The organism is Segatella maculosa OT 289, assembly GCF_000243015.1.
Classification (GTDB): Bacteria; Bacteroidota; Bacteroidia; order Bacteroidales; family Bacteroidaceae; genus Prevotella; species Prevotella maculosa.
Genome location: NZ_JH594500.1, coordinates 174,808 through 191,497, shown reverse-complemented (window position 1 = coordinate 191,497; position 16,690 = coordinate 174,808). Strand labels below are relative to the sequence as shown.

The following is a 16,690-nucleotide window of genomic DNA, read 5'->3' as shown; positions in this document are numbered from 1 at the left end:
TAAACGATAAGTCGTCTCAATAGGTAGATTAAAATAAAAAGCGGGAACTCTTAAATAAGAATTCCTGCTTCGGGTGGAGGGTGGGACTCGAACCCACGACATTCAGAACCACAATCTGACGCTCTAACCAACTGAACTACATCCACCATTTTAAGTGATTTGCTATTGTTGTTTAGCGGGTGCAAAGATAAAAGAAAAGTTTGTAATTGCCAAACTTTTCTCTTACTTTTTTGTCATTTTTATTTGGCTGGAGTCTGAGGCATTTGCGGAACCTGCTGGCTTGCACCAAATCCCTGTGTATTGGTCGGATTTGTGGTCTGTGTTTCAGTAGCGCTTCTCTCCATGACACTTTGCTCTGTTGATGCTTGTGGAGCCACATAAGCGCATGCTATGCTGAGGATTACCATTGCAATAGCCACTCCCCATGTTGTTTTTTCCACCACATTGGTTGTCTTGCGAACGCCCATAATGGCATTAGATGATGAAAAGTTTGAAGCCAAGCCTCCCCCTTTTGATTCTTGAATCAGCACGACGAGTATCATCAAGATGGCCGCCAAGACAATCAATACTACGAATAATGTGTAAGTCATTTCTTTATTATTTGTTTTTATTGTTTATAATCAATTTCTCTAAGAAACGTATTTGGTCTGCAAAGTAAGCATTTTTTTTTGGATTATTCAAATTTAAACGCTTAATAATTTCCAAAGCTTTCTCATACCGTCCCTGTTTAATATAAATGCGCGCCAGCGTCTCTGTGAAATAGTCTTTATCTTCCTCGGTTTCTGCTTCGGTATTTGAATGGTCTATGGCTTGTGCTGCGGGAGTCTCTTCCTCTAAGTCCTCTGCTTTGTAGCTTGTCGGATAGTTCTTTTCCAGCTCGTCTTCGTCATCAGTCTGTAGGTTAAAGCCTCCGTCTTCCATGAAACTGTTGATCAGTGTCGTCGTACGATCTTGCTCCTTGTGCTGCTTTTGTTCCAATTCTTCTTTTTCAAGCCTGAGCAAATAAGACACATAGTCAACGGTGGCATCTGCAGGAGTGGGATGATGTTGCTTTTCCACGGGCTCTCCGTCGCTACCTTCAGGAATTGAATCAAGAAACGTGTCGATAAGGTCTGTCGTTCGGTCTTCATGCTCGCTTGCCACTTCATGCAGCTGCTGCCGGGTTAGTGTCGCCTTTTCTGCATACACTTTATAATGGGCAGCTTCTATCATATTGAAGAGAATGTGACGGTCGGTAATGCATATTGCAGTCTTCCTCAATTCTTCATCAAACGCAGGGTCATGCAGGATATAAAGGTTTTGCAATAACAGAATGCGTGCCGTCTGATAGTAAGGATGGAGCGCAACGAGACTGCGAAGCTCGTAAAGAGTTTCACGGTCCATGTATTCGGGGTGCTGTATGAGGCGCTTTATATCCATTCGTTTACCAATTGGCTACGGTTGCATTGAAAATCTGGTCTACAAGGTCTTTTGTCATTTGCATGACAAGCTCTTCCTGAACCGAGTTCAGACTCCTTGTCGTCTCATAGGAAGCAGTTGCAGTGAATTGCTTTTCGAAGTCTTCCGCATGGTTCTTGGTGTTCGTGAACCTGACATTCACCGTCATTGAAAGTTCGGTTTGTGCCGAAGTTCCTTCACTTGTAACCGCCTTGTTACGCTGCGTATATTGTGTAATTTCACCTTCAATCTTCATATCGCCGTTCCGTTTCACCTGAATCAACTTCGTATGGTCGGCAAACTGGTCTTTCAAACGATTGTTGAAAAGCGGTCCCATCGGTCCCCACACATAGCTTGACCGGATAGGAAAGTCGGCAATCTGTATCGTTTTCGTCTTACTGTAGTCGACACTTGCGCCATTGAACTTGTAGCCTTTGAAGCTACACGACGCAAGCAAGACAAGCAGACAAGCGAGCAATATCAATTTCAGTCTCTTCATTTGTTAAAGATTATCGGGTAAAATAATTATTCCAACCCATATTGTTTGATGCGTCGATAGAGTGTCCGGTCCGAAATGCCCAGTTCCTGCGCAGCCTTCTTGCGGTTCCCCCCGTTACGTTCCAAGGCTTTCTCAACCATCTGTCTGCCCAAATCATTCAGATTCAGACTTTCCGGTTCGCGTATTTCCTCGGCAAAGGCATCATAAGCCGCCGCTTGGGGTTGCCGACCGGCAGGGTTGAGAATGGCATACGGACTTTCATCTGCCCTGCGCACAATCGCCGTTTCCTGCGGTGTGGCAAATCCCTGTGCACCAGACAAGGCACGCGCCTCGTCAAGCTGCTTCTTGAGCACATTCATGTCGCGTTTCAAGTCGCTGACATTACCCCTCAACTCATATAATATCTTATACAGTATCTCGCGTTCCGTCTCATAAGAGTGCTCACCGGGTTTGCCTATGATGGCCAACTGCGTGCTCTCCGTGTCTTTAGGAATAAAATGCAACAGTTCGCGAGCATCTATCTCACGCTTCTCACTGAGCACGGACATCTGTTCCGTGATGTTCTTCAGTTGCCTCACGTTGCCCGGCCACTTGTATTGCAGCAGCAATTGCTTGGCCTCATCGTTCAGCGTAATCTTCGGTAAATGGTATTTCTCAGCCATCTGCATGGCAAACAGTCTGAACAAAAGAACGATGTCTTCGCCTCTGTCTCTGAGTGGAGGCATCTGGATAGGAATCGTGTTCAAGCGATAGAACAAATCTTCACGGAACCTTCCCTCACTGATAGCCTTGCGCATGTTCACATTCGTTGCGGCCACGATGCGCACGTCCGTCTTCATGATCTTTTGCCCACCCACACGGATATACTCACCCGTTTCCAACACACGCAACAGCCTTGCCTGCGTGGCAAGCGGCAGTTCGCCCACCTCGTCAAGGAATATCGTTCCCTTGTTTGCCGTTCCGAAATAGCCCTCGCTCTCGCCCACGGCACCCGTGAACGACCCTTTCTCATGACCGAACAGCTCGCTGTCAATCGTTCCTTCAGGGATAGAGCCACAGTTGATGGCAAAGTATTTCTCGCGTCGGCGCGGCGAGTTGTCGTGAATGACACGAGGAATAATCTCTTTACCGACACCACTTTCGCCCACAATCAACACCGACAAGTCCGTAGGAGCCACTTGCAGCGCGATGTCCAAGGCTCTGTTCAACCCGTCACAATTACCTACGATATTGTAGCGTTGTTTTATTCTTTGCAGTTCAGATGTATTCATTGAGTGGCAAAATTACATATTTTATTCCACAAATGCAAATAGACCTAGCAAACACTTTGGTTTACAAGGTCTATTTTTTACTTTTTTACCTTTTTTCCCTTTCCCCTTTATGGTCAACCATCTCGCCTCTCCCCTCCCTCGGGAGGGGCCGGGTGAGGCTTTCCGGGTGTGTATTAAAACGGGGAGGGCACACAGACAAGCGAGTTAATCATAAGGTGAATTTTGATTTTGACTAAATACAGGTAAGTCGTGCGCCCTCCCCAAAGGAGCCTCCCCCAACCCCCGGAAACCTCCCCCGCCCCCTCCGAAGGAGGGGAGTCCGAGCTTGCACCAAATTAGTTTGCACGCTGTTCGCTCTCCCCTCCCTTCGGGAGGGGCCGGGGGTGGGTTTGAGGGCTTTCAATTCCCGTGCTGCCCGATTCCACCCTCTCCGGAGTTCTTCTTCGCACCTTTCTTATACCTTCTGATCACCTCGTTCACGTAATCGACGAATTCGTCGAGCGCACCCACCGCGCCGAGTATGGCAACGGCATTCACCGTGCGCACGAACTTGCGATAGGCCTCGTCGCTCTGCCGGCGGGCCATGCGCAGCTCACCGACCACACCTCCCGCATTCTCGTTCGTGCGCGACTCGATGAGCGCCCTCACCTTTTCGTTCGCCGCCTTCAGCGCCGTCACGTAGGGCGTGATGCCCAGTTTGGTCACCTCGGCGGCGTATTTATCCTCACAGTCGGCGATGAGGTTGGCAATGAGTCCCGTCTCGCGGTCGAGCTGCATCTGCGGGTCGATGCGATAATCCTTGAGATGCTGTTCGAGCACCTTGGCAGCCGCAGCCACGTCGGCCACCGGCATGTGCAAAAAGCCCTTCACAGCGGCCCGATAGCCCGAAAACAGCTTGTCGCGCTCCTTGTCGGCCGCCTCGATGTCATCGGTGAAGAGGCTCTTTCGCGAGAGCACCAGACAACGGTCCTCCTCGTCGAGCGCACTTTGCAACGCGCCCAGCGCCGCCTTGGCCACGGCATTCGACGTGATTGCATTTTCAGCCTTGGCGCGCTTCGACACGGTAGTCATAAACTCGAAATGCGCACCGTTGGTCAGCTTTGCAAGATGAATTTCAATGATTTCTTTCATTTTTTATTGTTTTTATGTTTAACATGTGTCGGATTGCTCCGAAAGATTATCTTTTTAGCATTTGCGCCCCGGGGCGCAGTTAACATAGCTTAACAGGCGAAACTTGCGCCCTAGGGCGACGTTAACACAGCTTAACAGGGGAAGCTTGCGCCCCGGGGCGATGTTAACGCAGGTTAACGGGTGAGCCTTGCGCCCTAGGGCGATGTTAACGCAGGTTAACAAGTGGAACTTGCGCCCCGGGGCGCAAGCCTCTTTTCCCACCATTTGGCGTTTGCGCCCCGGGGCGCAAGCCGTTTACTCGAAGGGTCGCGCCATACTTCCTCTCGTGCGAGTACCATCCCCCACGAGTACGTAACTGGTGGTGAATTCTAAAGTGTACGCATTGGGGCCGTATTGAGGATTACCACTCGACGACCAATAACCGCCATACGTGGTTGGGTCTAACAGCATCCCCCCGATGTAAATACCCGTCACGGGCAGGAAGAAATAGTCATCGAGTTGAGCAGGATTTCCGGAGATCAGATTATGATTAATCGGATTCATAAGAGTCACTCGCGCGTCTTTGGGAGTGGCGGTGGCAGAGGTCCGATAGCCCTCTTTGAGTTCGTCCCACGTGAGGGTGGCGGGATAGTGCTCCGTATTGATCAGGTAGTTCACGATGGCGCTCTTCTTCCTGAGCCAGAGGCCGCTACCGGTTACGAGATGACCGTTATCTGCATAAACACCGGTGCCCCTATGCGGGTCGCCTTTCATGACATACCAGCACAACTCGTTGGCGTTGGGCAAAGTCTTGAATAGTTCGTTCTGTGTTGCATCAATCCGTATGCCCGGACCGGGATAGTAGTCATTGCACCACCGTTCGGGGTCAGCCGTCTTGCTTTGTGGAGTATTACCGTCAGGTGTTCCGTCAGCCAGCAGATGTCCATACCAATAATCCTGTCGGGCATCCCACATATAATACTTTTGAGAGAAGTCGACCGTGATATCGTTGATTTCACCCTTGTTGAGCGTGACATTTGTGAGCATTTGCGAAAAGGCCATTTCCACGTTAGTTGTCGGGTCTTTGATGGTGTATTCTATACTGAAGTCGTATTTACCGGGGCGGACGACGAGGTAGGTGGCGTTGGCCTCTTGGTTCGCGGTTGTATAGAGCGGGAAGTCGGGAAGCGTCACCGTGATTATATTTCCTCCAAAAGGGGTGCCATCTGTGTTGCGAATATCTTCACCGTCGAAGTCACTATAATTGGCGAAGAAGCCTGTGGTTGTATACTGTATTTCTGCATTAATTTTGATGCTCTTCAATCGTATGTTAGGGGCAAGAGCCCCATTGGTGCAACGGGGTAGGAAACAGAGATAAGCTGGCTTATGCGAAAGAGAGAAATTGAATTTGTCTGGATTACCCGTATTGTAGGCCTTGCCGGAACCACAGTCGCCCCACTCTCCGGCATGGCTGAAATCATTAGCTGCCGTGCGGCTCTGATTGTCAGGAATACCGATGGTTGAGTATGAGGGGCTATTATGATAATAGGCTTGTCCTATACCCGTGTAGCGCACTTCGCAACCGTTGGCATAGTCTGTCTTGTTGCCGGGCAGGGTGAACTCCGCGCTGGCTCCGCCGTCGTGCAGTGTTGTGCCCGTGCTCTTGACCCAAGTGCCGTCTTGTTTCTTCACCCAAATGAAGTCATCGCTCGTCCAATAGGCGTCGGCCCCCTTGTCGGGCGTGTGCTTGATGTTCGTGCGTGTCTTCGCACCGGCAAACTCGTCTTCATCTATGAACCGACGCTTTGCCGAAATCTTTGTGTCATTGGTCGCGAAGACTACGCTGCCTTTCGGTGCTTCGGTTCCGTTCTCTTTCTTTTTGTCTTGCGCAATGTCTTCATTGGCACAAGCTGCAAACAGTATTGCTACCATGAGCAGCATGCTTGCCTTTATCCATTTTTTCATATTCATTTGTTTTATAATTATTAAGAGCCTCCCCCGTTCAATAGTCTTTAGCCCCCCTTCGGTTCCCCCACCGGGGGACAGAAACCTCCAAAGGAGGGGAGCCCGAGCTTGCGGGTAGTTTGCTCTCCCCTCCTTTGGAGGGGTTGGGGGTGGGCTTTTTAGTTATCTACTCTTCCCACACATTATAGCTTGGGTAATCACTCCCCTCTCCCTTTGGAGAGGGGTTGGGGGTGAGGCTTTCGGGGGAGTCTTCTTCCCACTCTTCATCACTACCTCGCTTTGCACTACCAAACGTGCCACCTTGTCCGATGTGCTGGTGCTGACCACTGACGGCCTGCAAGAGATTGTCTTCCTGCATCGGATAAACCTTAATCTCGGGCGTTATGTATGCCCGCTTCCTTCTTTCCATATTCTCCATATTTATTGTTGTTATCTTGATTTGCGCTGTTTGCATGTAGGGACGCACGGCTCGTGCGTCCGCTCCAATGACTCGTCAACCGTGGTAAGCGGACGCACGAGCCGTGCGTCCCTACATTTTGCTCCCTTATTTCGTTCATTTTTTGCTCGTAAAGGGACACGAATATGTGAACAAAGGGAACTCTTCTAAGCCCTTTGTCTATAGGGATTACGCGCGCTTCGCGCGCGCGTACGTGAAGACGTTTAAACGCCAGGTGCGCTAAGTGTGTGTGTGTGTGTGTGTGTGTGTGTGTGTGTGTGTTAGCAAATTATTTGGACCAGCCAAATAATAAGCGTTAAAAGATGCAGAGAAATCAAAGTTTCTTTGCACCGGCTTCACACCTTTATATATATGATTACTTTCTGTCATCGCGTGCAAAGGTAAGGCAAAATTTCGGAACAAGCAAACTTTCCCCAAAAAAAACCCCCCCCCAACCCCTCCGAAGGAGGGGAGTACGAACTTGCGGGAAGCCTCTCCCCTCCTTTGGAGGGGTCGGGGGAGGCCTCTCCTCCCTCCCTCTGGGAGAACTGGGTTAGATGTTAAGGCGGGTGTTATAGCAGCGGACTTAGCAATCTGACGATACTCTCCCAAAGCCGAAGGAGGAACGAGCGGTGGGTGAAGTCGCGTATCTCTTCGATATCGACACAGTTCTGTTCGTCACGCAGATAAATGGCTTTGATGCGCAAGGCCATATCTTCATCGTAAAAGAAGATGTTGCACTCGAAATTGTTCTCAAAGCTGCGGAAGTCGATGTTGGTGCTACCGCAAGTGCACAGGTGGTCGTCGCTGACCATCAGTTTAGAGTGATTGAACCCGGCCTTATAGAGGAATACCTTGGCTCCGGCTTCTACAATTTCGCCCAAATACGACTTGCATGCCCATTCCACGAGTTTGGCATCGCCATGCATCGGTATCATCAACCGCACATCGACACCCGACAATGCCGCCGTACGAATGGCAAAGAGAATGGGTTCGGTCGGCAGGAAATAAGGGCTCTCCATATACACATAGTGCTTTGCCTCGAGCAGGATACGCACATAGCCCTGCATGATGTCGGGCCAAGGCTGGATAGGACTGCTCGTGACAATTTGGGCAAGGCAATTGTTTTCCTTGACGTGAGTGTTCTCGGGATAATAACGAGGGTCGGACAGCAGGGTACGGTCAACAAAATACCAGTCGATGAGGAATGCACGTTGCAAGGAATAGACCACCCCACCCGTGATGCGCATGTGAGTGTCGCGCCACGGCCGACCTTTCACACCTTTTATATAACGCATGGCGATATTCATACCGCCGATGAAACCCGTCTCTCCGTCGATGATACAAAGCTTCCGATGATTGCGATAGTTCACTTTGCCCGTCAATGCCGGGAACCGTACAGGAATGAAGGGCCTGACTTCGACGCCCTCGCGTTTCATTCGGTTGAAAAACTTATCGCGGACATTCCAGCAACCCACGTCGTCGTAGATGAGCCTGACTTCAACACCTTGCCTCACCTTGTCTGTCAAGGCATCGGCAACGAGCATTCCGAGTGCATCGTCGTCGATGATGTAGGTGTCGATATGAATATGATGCCGTGCGCTTCCGATGGCATGGAGTAGCGCAAGGAAGAAATCACTTCCCTCGGTATAGATTTCAACGTCGTTATCCTTGAACGGTAACGCCATGCTCTGATTGGCAAAGAGGTGCATCAGCTGACGGCCCTTCTCGGGCAGGTGCAGATTGCGTTGTTCGGCAAATTCGAGCATGCTTCGCTTGGTCAGTTCGTCCAGACTGCGTTGACTGATGAAGCGTTCCTTGCGGAAATTCTGCCCGAAGAAAAAGTAGACGATAATGCCAATGACCGGAATGAAGCACAGTACCATAACCCAAGCAACCGTCTTTGCCGGCTGCCTGTTGTCCATCAGTACGGCTATCATCGCCAGTACAACAGTGGCTATATAGAATGTTATTATGATCCAATGAACGTAAATCATCTACTTGAAGCCAATCATTTTGTGGGTTTGAAGGCTTAAACGCCATTTGGGGTGTGATATAATATAATGTATACAAGCCTGCGTAAGGGCTTTATTCTGTACATCGTCTCCCGTGTCGCAAGGTTGCAGGTAATAATAGTCGGCCTCGATACCGAAGTCGTCTACGGGTTTTCGGCCGTCGAAGATACATTTCAATTCATTGCACCTTGTCACGACCGGCCGTACTTTCGGCGACACAGTAAGCCAATCGAGACCGGGTGGCGGCTGCTTGGTCCCATTGCTTTCCATAGCCACGCAGAAGCCTTCTGCATGCAGACTATCGATAAGCTTTTTGTCTGCTTGCAATGTAGGTTCACCGCCTGTAAGCACGATAAAAGCAGCCTGTTTCCATTGGCGGATAGCAGCAACGATATCTTCGACCGATATTTCGCGGTATGCATCGAAGTCGGTATCGCAGAAAGAGCACTTCAGGTTACAACCGCTGAAACGGATAAACACTGCAGCCCGACCGGTATTCCTACCCTCCCCTTGCAATGAATAGAATATTTCGTTGACTCTATACATCTTCCTCATATGTAGCGATATTACCGTCGCTTTCCTGCACCGTCGCCTTGTAGCAAGTCGGTATCTGCTCGGTAATCCAGCGTGCGATGTTCTCGGCTGTTGGGTTAAAGGGCAGTACTTTGTTGAGGTCTGCATGGTCGAGCCGCCCATGTATGAGCCGCTTCACCTCCGAAAAGTCGGCTACCATGCCATCTTTGTTCAGCTCACGTGCTTTGCAGTACACCGTGATGTGCCAGTTGTGCCCATGCACATTCGTGCATTTGCTCTTATAGGAGAGCTTCAGATGATGTGAGGCCGATACCTCGAAACTCTTTTGTATGTAATACATATCCAAATCTTTCAAGTGGTTTATACGATAATATTATTGCCCAACCGCTTTGCCAAGTCGTTGCGCATGGCCGTCATTTCCTTGTATTCAGCCATGAGTTGCAGCAAATCGTCGGGCGAGGCCTTGGCGATCTGCTGTTTCAACAAGCGCAGATGCTTCTCGGCATATTCCATTTTAAAGTCGAGCATCAGGTGTTCGATGCGGTTACGCAGACTTTCATCGTCGTTCGTCATTTGCTGACTCTCCGAAAGTTTGAACCTTTCTTCGGTCATATTGACAGCCAATTGACTAATATGAATATCTTGATGGTGCACGAAGTAAGGCTCAGCGCGGAACGAGCGGTCGCGTCCTCGCTCTACAGCCTCCTGCAAGATCTCATTATAGACCGGAGTCTCAAATGCCAAACCATCGGCCGAGAGGAAGTAATCGATATATTCGGCAATCGACAGCTGAATAGGCTCCCCGCCATCGTTGCTGACAGAATTGAAGACAACACGGTCGCCGTATTTGATGACCATCTGCACCATGAGATGCTCGACCTTTGATTCCACATGGGCTTGCCCTGCAGGCCGACCGACTTGATGCGCCTGTTGATTCGGGACGACCTGCTGAGGCGACATTGAGCCTGTGGCCTTCCTTTCGCGTATCATCGTGTTCATTTGATTGATGAGCGTGGCTTCGTTGATACCGATGCGTTGCGAACAATCGTGCAGATAGGTGTCGCGCAGAATGGGGTTCTGCACCATCGAAATACTCGTGACAATCGAATTGATAGCCTCCGAGCGTTTCAGCGGGTCGGTCTCGTTGTCGAGCAACAAAGCCGTCTTGAAGCGAATGAAATCGGTGGCATGCTCTTCGATGTAGCTTTTGAACGCTTCTGCCGTATGTTTGCGGGCGAAGCTATCAGGGTCGTCATTGTCGGGCAGGAGCAACACTTTCAGGTTCATGCCCTCCATGAGCAGCATGTCTGTTCCGCGAAGGGCGGCATGAATGCCTGCAGCATCGCCGTCGTAGATCAGGGTGATGTTGCCGGTGAAACGGTGGAGCGTATGGATTTGATGAATACTCAAGGCCGTCCCGGAGTTGGCCACAACGTTCTCGATACCGCACTGGTGCATGGAAATCACGTCAGTGTAGCCCTCGACCATATAGACGCGGTCTTCCTTCGCAATGGCCTTCTTGGCCTGATAGATGCCATAAAGCTCGTGGTCCTTGTGATAGATATCGCTGTCGGGCGAGTTGACATACTTCTGATTGACACCTTTCGTGCGCGAATCGAGCACCCGCCCGCCGAAGCCCACCACCTTACCGCTGATACCAATCCACGGAAAAATGACGCGCCCCGAATAGCGGTCTATCATTTCCCCGCCGTCGTTTCGATAGCAAATTCCGGTCTTGAGCAAGAATTCATCCTGATAACCCTTCTGCCGGGCCATACGACCGAGGGCGAGGCGGTCGGTCAAATCGAAGCCCAATCTGAACTTGCGGATAATATCGTCGCGGAAACCACGCGTGCGGAAATACTGCATTCCCACCGCCACACCGTCGACGTGATGATGCAGCACGTCCTCGAAATAGCTCGCGGCCCACTCGTTCACGATGAACATACTCTCGCGCAGGCTCTGCTCCTGCTTTTCTTCATCGGTCAACTCGCGCTCTTTTATCTCTATATGATACTTGCCGGCCAGCCACCGCAGCGCCTCGGGATAAGTCATCTGTTCGTGCTCCATGATGAAACCGATAGGATTTCCGCCCTTTCCGCACCCAAAACAATGGCACGTGCCACGGGCCGGAGACACATAAAACGACGGCGTTTTCTCGTTGTGGAACGGACACAAGCCCTTATAGTTACTGCCACTCTTGCGCAGCGTAACAAACTCCGACACCACATCAACGATGTTCGCAGCCTCCTTGATTCGTTCAACTGTCAATCTGTCTATCATAGATAGGGCAAAAGTAATAAAAATCGGCGAAACAACAAAGCGCACTCGCATAAAAATACTTCCGTCCATTCCGCTCGCCCGACAGCACAGGACACTCGTCGGGAACGGGGCGGAATAAAAAAACTTCCGGACGTTCCGCCAAACCACGCACGCTCGGTCCATGCACGCAACCGCTCTTTCTGATGACATTTCTTTTACAAACACCCTCTCATAGCTCGCTTTTTCTCAACCGAGGCCTACTTTGGCCCGAAATACGCGAGTTTTACGACCCTTTTTGCAAATCGTTGTGAGCCAAAAGATTGCGTCATTTTTACCGAAAAGTATAATCGTTTTACTTGAAAAGTACCATCGTTTTTCATAAAAAGTACTATCATTTTTAGTGAAAAGTACGTATATTTCCTCTAAAAAGTACGTATCTTTTATAAGAAAAGTATATACCTTTTACCTAAAACATATATACTTTTTTACTAAAACGTATATACTTTTTACTAAAAACCACTGTTCCTTATGAAAAAAATCGGCGAAACGGCCAAAAAAAGGTCATTTTCCGCCTTCAGTTTTTCTATTTGGCGATACCCAAAAGTGTTAAAATCAGGGAAGAAAAATGGACAAATAACATTTGTTACCAACAAAGACTTAGGCACGATTTTTGCGACACGATGGACGAAAGCAACGAATAGGTTAACGAACGAATGGCAACGAATGAACTAAAATGATAAACAAATGAGAGCAAATATCAAGCGCAACGGACAGCGAAGGGTGGTCATCGTAGGTGGCGGACTGGGTGGTCTGAAGTTGGCCTCGAGCCTTCGCGATACCGATTATCAGGTGGTTTTGGTGGACAAGAACAACTATAACCAGTTTCCGCCTCTGATTTATCAGGTGGCATCTGCGGGTTTGGAACCGAGCAACATCGCGTTTCCTTTCAGAAGATTGTTTCAAAATCGGAAGAATTTCTTCTTCAGAATGGCCGAGGTTCAGCGTATCGATACCGAGGAAAAAGCTATTCTTACGTCGATCGGGACCATTCATTACGACGACTTGGTGCTGGCCGCCGGTGCCACGACGAACTTCTTTGGTAACAAAAATATCGAGGCTTCGGCGCTCTCGATGAAGACTGTCGGCGAGGCCATGCGGCTGCGTAACACGATTCTCCAAAATCTCGAACGTGCCGAGACCGAAGACGACGAGGTAAAGCGGCAGAGGCTATTGACCATAGCTATCGTCGGGGGCGGCCCGTCGGGGGTGGAAATCGCCGGAGCCTTGGCAGAAATGAGGCGCACGATTATTCCACGCGACTATCCCGACCTGAATGCTTCCGAAATGCATATCTATCTCATCAATGCCGGTCCGCGCCTGTTGGGTGCGATGGACGAGAAATCGTCCCATAAGGCCGAGAAAGCTTTGAAAGAACTTGGCGTGGAAATCATAGCCGACTGCAGAGTGACGGACTATCAAAACCATAGCCTGATATTGGAAGACGGGGATTTTATTCATGCAGAGACCGTGATATGGGTCAGCGGAATAAAGGCAAACCGGATAGAGGGCATTCCAGTCGAAAGTATCGGGCACGGTGGGCGCATCTTAACTGACAGTTTTAATCGCGTCAAGGGTATGACAAACGTGTATGCCATAGGCGACCAATGTTTGGTTGAGGGTGATGAAGCCTACCCGCAGGGACATCCGCAGTTGGCACAAGTGGCCTTGCAGCAGGCCGCGAATGTGGCAAGAAATCTGATTGCTGCTGGGCGGGGTCGTTCAGCGCGTCCGTTCGTTTATCGTAATCCGGGCACAATGGCCACAATCGGACGCAAAAAAGCCGTCGTAGAGATCGGGAAATTGAAGTTTGGCGGTTTTTTCGCGTGGCTTCTTTGGCTGGTCGTTCATCTTCGCTCTATCCTTGGGGTGAGAAACAAGACGGTTGTTTTCTTGAATTGGATGTGGAACTATTTTAACTACAAGCAGAGTCTCCGCCTGATATTAAAGGCCGAGAGTTGAACTTTCCGACTTGCTTGCTCTTAAAAAGGAAGAAAATGCAAACAGACCTTGCGAACACTTTGGTTCACAAGGTCTGTCTTTTTACCCTTTCACTCCCTTACTCTTTTTACGCTTCTACCCTTTTACGCTTTCAAGCTTTCAAGTTCGCAACTCCTTTTCCTCGGGAGAGGCCGCGAGTGGGCTTTCTATTTCTTCTCCTCGGGTGCCTTATCAATCAGGTCCATGAACTGGTCGAGCTTGGGCGTGATGATGATTTGGGTGCGGCGGTTGCGCTGTTTACCCACTTCCGTGTTGTTGGAAGCTACAGGATTATACTCTCCACGGCCCCCGGCAGTGAGGCGTTTCGGGGCAACGCCGAATCGGTCTTGCAGATACTGAACGACCGAAGAGGCACGCAGAGCTGAGAGGTCCCAGTTGTTGCGAATGTTCTTCATCGACGGCGCGGCGGTATTGACGGGCACATTGTCGGTGTTGCCCTCGATGAGCACGTCGTAATCCTTGTAGTCCATAATGATCTTGGCAATCTTGCGGAGCGTCTCTTCGGCACGGTCGTTGATTTCGTAACTGCCACTCTTGTAGAGCATGTTATCGGCCAGCGAGATGTAGACAACGCCCTTGAGCACCCGCACGTCGACCTCTTTCATCTCCTCTCGGCTCAACGAGCGCGTGAGGTTGTTGGTCAAGACCATATTCAGTGAGTCGCTCTTGCTCTTCACCTCCACCAGATGACGGATATACTGGTTGCTCTCGTTGATTTGGTCGACCAGTTTCGAGATGTTTACATTATTGGCATTGGCGTTCGAGAGACTCTTGTCGAGCGAGCGTTGCAGGGCAGCCGCATTCCTCTTTTGCTGTGCAAGCTGGTCTTCGAGGCTGGCTACACGCGCCTTGCTGGCAGCAAGCTGTTCCTTAACGTTCTGATAGTTTTCCGTCAGTTCGCGGTTCTCGTTCTGGCAGTTCTCCAAATCCTTCTTGCTGGCGCAACCGCTCATCAGCAGCGTGCCGGCAACCATTGTTAGCAAAAATACGTTTTTCTTCATATTCCTTCCGTTTTAGTGTTGTTGACGATGTGATAATCGATGCAAATATACACTATAGACGGTGAAAAGCGAAATATGTTGAGTGGCTTTAGTGTTATTTAACTGACATTATCACGTCCGTCTCAGAGGTTTAATTCAAAACAATTTCACTGAGAAACGCGACGATTTGAAATTAATTTGTTATTTTTGCAAACAATCAAATAGTTTGAAGTATGGAAAGAATCAAGATGACAACTCCCTTGGTGGAGATGGACGGCGACGAGATGACGCGCATTCTGTGGAAGATGATCAAAGATGAACTGATTATTCCGTTCATTGATCTGAAGACCGAATACTATGACCTCGGCCTGCCCAACCGCGATAAGACCGAGGACCGCGTGACTACCGACTCGGCCTTGGCAGCCATGAAGTACGGTGTGGCCGTGAAATGCGCCACGATTACGCCCAATGCCCAACGCATGAACGAATATCGGCTACACAAGATGTGGAAAAGTCCGAACGGAACAATCCGCAGTATTATGGACGGCACGGTGTTCCGCACACCTATCACCATTCCGAGCATCAAGCCCGCCGTGAGGAACTGGCAGAGGCCCATCACTATCGCCCGCCATGCCTACGGCGACGTTTACAAGGGCGTGGAAATGAAAGTGGACGAGCCAGGAAAGGCCAAACTCGTTTTCGAAGGACAAAGTGGCAGCACGAAGGAGATAGAAATACACGACTTCAACGGCGCGGGCATCATTCAAGGCATGCACAACACCGACAAGAGCATCCGTTCGTTCGCCCACAGCTGCTTCAAATATGCATTGGACTGTCGACAAGACCTGTGGTTCGCTACCAAAGATACCATCAGCAAAACCTACGACGCAACATTCCGCCAAATCTTCGAAGACATCTATGAGAATGAATATCACGCTACCTTTGAACAAGCAGGAATTACCTATTTCTACACACTCATCGACGATGCCGTGGCCCGTGTCATTCGCAGTAAGGGTGGCTTTGTCTGGGCCTGCAAGAACTACGACGGCGATGTCATGAGCGATATGCTCAGCACAGCCTTCGGTTCACTGGCCATGATGACCTCGGTACTGGTCAGTCCCGACGGCAAATACGAATATGAGGCGGCTCATGGCACCGTGACGCGCCACTACTACAAATACCTCCGAGGCGAAGAGACGAGTACCAACCCTATGGCCACTATTTTTGCATGGAGCGGGGCACTGCGCAAGCGCGGCGAACTCGACGGGAACGCTGCCCTGCGACAATTCGCCGACCGGTTGGAGCAAGCCTGCCTCGGCACACTCAACGACGGCATTGCTACCAAAGACCTCACGGGCCTCATGGAAGGCTTAGAGCCACAGTCCGTGACCAGCCTTGCATTCATTCGCGAAATCAGACGCCGCTTGGAGCAAGCATAACTCCCACTCTCCCACTCTTTTAATTTGCTTCCCCTCTCACGTGCCAGACATTCCCCTCTCATTTAACCCAAATCGGCGGGGGGGCGGGGCTCTTTAGTTTAGTTAAAAAGTATCAAAGAGTAGCTCTTTTTCTTTGTTTTATTTGGAAGTATGCAAACTATCATATATCTTTGCACTGTGTTTTTCATGGTATTAGATTATTAAGGTTAAGAAGATTGGTTGTCGTGAGACAATCAATTTTTTTATTATTCATTTTCTTATTCTTCATACCTTGAATTCCGAAATCAAGGGATATTCTTTTTGTATAGATTTTCATCTATCGGACTAGGCCTTTTGTCGGTAGAAACAAACCGAAAAGCAAGGTCTTTTGCACGTGTTTTTTACAGCTACGATCCTTGTTTTTTAATTTCAGTTATTTTACCTACTTTCTAATATTTAGAAATCCATCTATAAACTTTTTTATTAGTCTCCATTCCATTATGATCATGCAAGTCTCTTTTGATGTCAAAAAGTAGCAGTTGTTAAATAGTTTAAACCTATCACTGGTAAAAGACTATATTTCAGCGGGTTAAATGGGGTCGATGTCCGATAATGATAAGTCGGGCGAACATGCAAAATGTCCGATATTGATAAGTTTTTGTCCGATGGTGATAGGTGGTTTTGCTCATTTCGTGTGTAATTTTG

The 16,690-nt window shown here is 49.4% G+C and carries 15 protein-coding genes and 1 tRNA gene; 3 read left to right on the top strand and 13 right to left on the bottom strand.

The genetic code is table 11. From position 1 onward, the window contains the following. Positions 1 to 71: 71 nt before the first annotated feature. The 12 genes from HMPREF9944_RS00660 to dnaG all read right to left on the bottom strand — a co-directional run bounded on the left by HMPREF9944_RS00660 (position 72) and on the right by dnaG (position 11,550). Positions 72 to 147, bottom strand: a tRNA-His gene (locus HMPREF9944_RS00660). 92 nt (positions 148 to 239) lie between these two features. After that, positions 240 to 590 carry a preprotein translocase subunit SecG gene (gene secG / locus HMPREF9944_RS00655; protein ID WP_008563737.1) on the bottom strand — a complete coding sequence of 117 codons (351 nt, stop codon included), beginning with the start codon at positions 588 to 590 and terminating at the stop codon, positions 240 to 242. Positions 591 to 597: 7 nt separating this feature from the next. After that, positions 598 to 1,419 (bottom strand): hypothetical protein, encoded by an 822-nt coding sequence (locus HMPREF9944_RS00650; protein ID WP_008563735.1) that lies wholly within the window; start codon positions 1,417 to 1,419, stop codon positions 598 to 600. A gap of 4 nt (positions 1,420 to 1,423) precedes the next feature. After that, a complete protein-coding gene (locus HMPREF9944_RS00645) occupies positions 1,424 to 1,936 on the bottom strand; it encodes an LptE family protein (protein ID WP_008563734.1) in 513 nt (170 codons plus the stop codon). Between the two features lie 26 nt (positions 1,937 to 1,962). Next, on the bottom strand, positions 1,963 to 3,207 hold the full coding sequence (locus HMPREF9944_RS00640) for a sigma-54 interaction domain-containing protein (protein ID WP_008563733.1): 1,245 nt from the start codon (positions 3,205 to 3,207) through the stop codon (positions 1,963 to 1,965). A gap of 399 nt (positions 3,208 to 3,606) precedes the next feature. Beyond that, positions 3,607 to 4,338 (bottom strand): DUF6261 family protein, encoded by a 732-nt coding sequence (locus HMPREF9944_RS00630; protein WP_008563732.1) that lies wholly within the window; start codon positions 4,336 to 4,338, stop codon positions 3,607 to 3,609. 294 nt (positions 4,339 to 4,632) lie between these two features. Then, entirely contained in the window at positions 4,633 to 6,282 is a 1,650-nt protein-coding gene (locus HMPREF9944_RS00625; RefSeq protein WP_244861081.1) for a hypothetical protein, read from the bottom strand. Positions 6,283 to 6,448: 166 nt separating this feature from the next. Beyond that, the gene (locus HMPREF9944_RS00620) at positions 6,449 to 6,691 is read right to left on the bottom strand and encodes a hypothetical protein (protein WP_008563729.1); all 243 of its coding nucleotides are present in this window, start codon (positions 6,689 to 6,691) and stop codon (positions 6,449 to 6,451) included. A 599-nt stretch (positions 6,692 to 7,290) separates the two neighbouring features. Beyond that, positions 7,291 to 8,715 (bottom strand): cardiolipin synthase, encoded by a 1,425-nt coding sequence (cls, locus tag HMPREF9944_RS00615; protein WP_008563727.1) that lies wholly within the window; start codon positions 8,713 to 8,715, stop codon positions 7,291 to 7,293. Next, entirely contained in the window at positions 8,716 to 9,288 is a 573-nt protein-coding gene (locus HMPREF9944_RS00610; RefSeq protein WP_172633965.1) for a 7-carboxy-7-deazaguanine synthase QueE, read from the bottom strand. Continuing rightward, entirely contained in the window at positions 9,272 to 9,607 is a 336-nt protein-coding gene (queD, locus tag HMPREF9944_RS00605; RefSeq protein ID WP_008563724.1) for a 6-carboxytetrahydropterin synthase QueD, read from the bottom strand. Before queD ends, HMPREF9944_RS00610 begins: the two co-directional genes overlap by 17 nt. 20 nt (positions 9,608 to 9,627) lie before the next feature. Next, entirely contained in the window at positions 9,628 to 11,550 is a 1,923-nt protein-coding gene (gene dnaG / locus HMPREF9944_RS00600) for a DNA primase (protein WP_044113108.1), read from the bottom strand. A 507-nt stretch (positions 11,551 to 12,057) separates the two neighbouring features. Here dnaG and HMPREF9944_RS00595 point away from each other — a divergent pair. After that, positions 12,058 to 12,261 carry a hypothetical protein gene (locus HMPREF9944_RS00595; RefSeq protein WP_008563721.1) on the top strand — a complete coding sequence of 68 codons (204 nt, stop codon included), beginning with the start codon at positions 12,058 to 12,060 and terminating at the stop codon, positions 12,259 to 12,261. 12 nt (positions 12,262 to 12,273) lie between these two features. After that, the gene (locus HMPREF9944_RS00590; protein ID WP_008563719.1) at positions 12,274 to 13,548 is read left to right on the top strand and encodes an NAD(P)/FAD-dependent oxidoreductase; all 1,275 of its coding nucleotides are present in this window, start codon (positions 12,274 to 12,276) and stop codon (positions 13,546 to 13,548) included. A gap of 185 nt (positions 13,549 to 13,733) precedes the next feature. Here the strand turns inward: HMPREF9944_RS00590 and HMPREF9944_RS00585 are convergent, their stop codons facing one another. Continuing rightward, positions 13,734 to 14,588, bottom strand: a complete 855-nt coding sequence (locus HMPREF9944_RS00585; RefSeq protein WP_008563718.1) for an OmpA family protein — start codon at positions 14,586 to 14,588, stop codon at positions 13,734 to 13,736. 212 nt (positions 14,589 to 14,800) lie between these two features. On the opposite strand from HMPREF9944_RS00585, the gene HMPREF9944_RS00580 reads away from it, so the two are divergent. Further along, a complete protein-coding gene (locus tag HMPREF9944_RS00580; protein ID WP_008563717.1) occupies positions 14,801 to 16,006 on the top strand; it encodes an NADP-dependent isocitrate dehydrogenase in 1,206 nt (401 codons plus the stop codon). Positions 16,007 to 16,690 lie beyond the last annotated feature (684 nt).

Coding starts and splice junctions, on each gene's coding strand:
- secG (WP_008563737.1), bottom strand. CDS start 590: ATGACTTACACATTATTCGTAGTATTGATTGTCTTGGCGGCCATCTTG.
- HMPREF9944_RS00650 (WP_008563735.1), bottom strand. CDS start 1,419: ATGGATATAAAGCGCCTCATACAGCACCCCGAATACATGGACCGTGAA.
- HMPREF9944_RS00645 (WP_008563734.1), bottom strand. CDS start 1,936: ATGAAGAGACTGAAATTGATATTGCTCGCTTGTCTGCTTGTCTTGCTT.
- HMPREF9944_RS00640 (WP_008563733.1), bottom strand. CDS start 3,207: ATGAATACATCTGAACTGCAAAGAATAAAACAACGCTACAATATCGTA.
- HMPREF9944_RS00630 (WP_008563732.1), bottom strand. CDS start 4,338: ATGAAAGAAATCATTGAAATTCATCTTGCAAAGCTGACCAACGGTGCG.
- HMPREF9944_RS00625 (WP_244861081.1), bottom strand. CDS start 6,282: ATGAAAAAATGGATAAAGGCAAGCATGCTGCTCATGGTAGCAATACTG.
- HMPREF9944_RS00620 (WP_008563729.1), bottom strand. CDS start 6,691: ATGGAAAGAAGGAAGCGGGCATACATAACGCCCGAGATTAAGGTTTAT.
- cls (WP_008563727.1), bottom strand. CDS start 8,715: ATGATTTACGTTCATTGGATCATAATAACATTCTATATAGCCACTGTT.
- HMPREF9944_RS00610 (WP_172633965.1), bottom strand. CDS start 9,288: ATGAGGAAGATGTATAGAGTCAACGAAATATTCTATTCATTGCAAGGG.
- queD (WP_008563724.1), bottom strand. CDS start 9,607: ATGTATTACATACAAAAGAGTTTCGAGGTATCGGCCTCACATCATCTG.
- dnaG (WP_044113108.1), bottom strand. CDS start 11,550: ATGATAGACAGATTGACAGTTGAACGAATCAAGGAGGCTGCGAACATC.
- HMPREF9944_RS00595 (WP_008563721.1), top strand. CDS start 12,058: ATGAAAAAAATCGGCGAAACGGCCAAAAAAAGGTCATTTTCCGCCTTC.
- HMPREF9944_RS00590 (WP_008563719.1), top strand. CDS start 12,274: ATGAGAGCAAATATCAAGCGCAACGGACAGCGAAGGGTGGTCATCGTA.
- HMPREF9944_RS00585 (WP_008563718.1), bottom strand. CDS start 14,588: ATGAAGAAAAACGTATTTTTGCTAACAATGGTTGCCGGCACGCTGCTG.
- HMPREF9944_RS00580 (WP_008563717.1), top strand. CDS start 14,801: ATGGAAAGAATCAAGATGACAACTCCCTTGGTGGAGATGGACGGCGAC.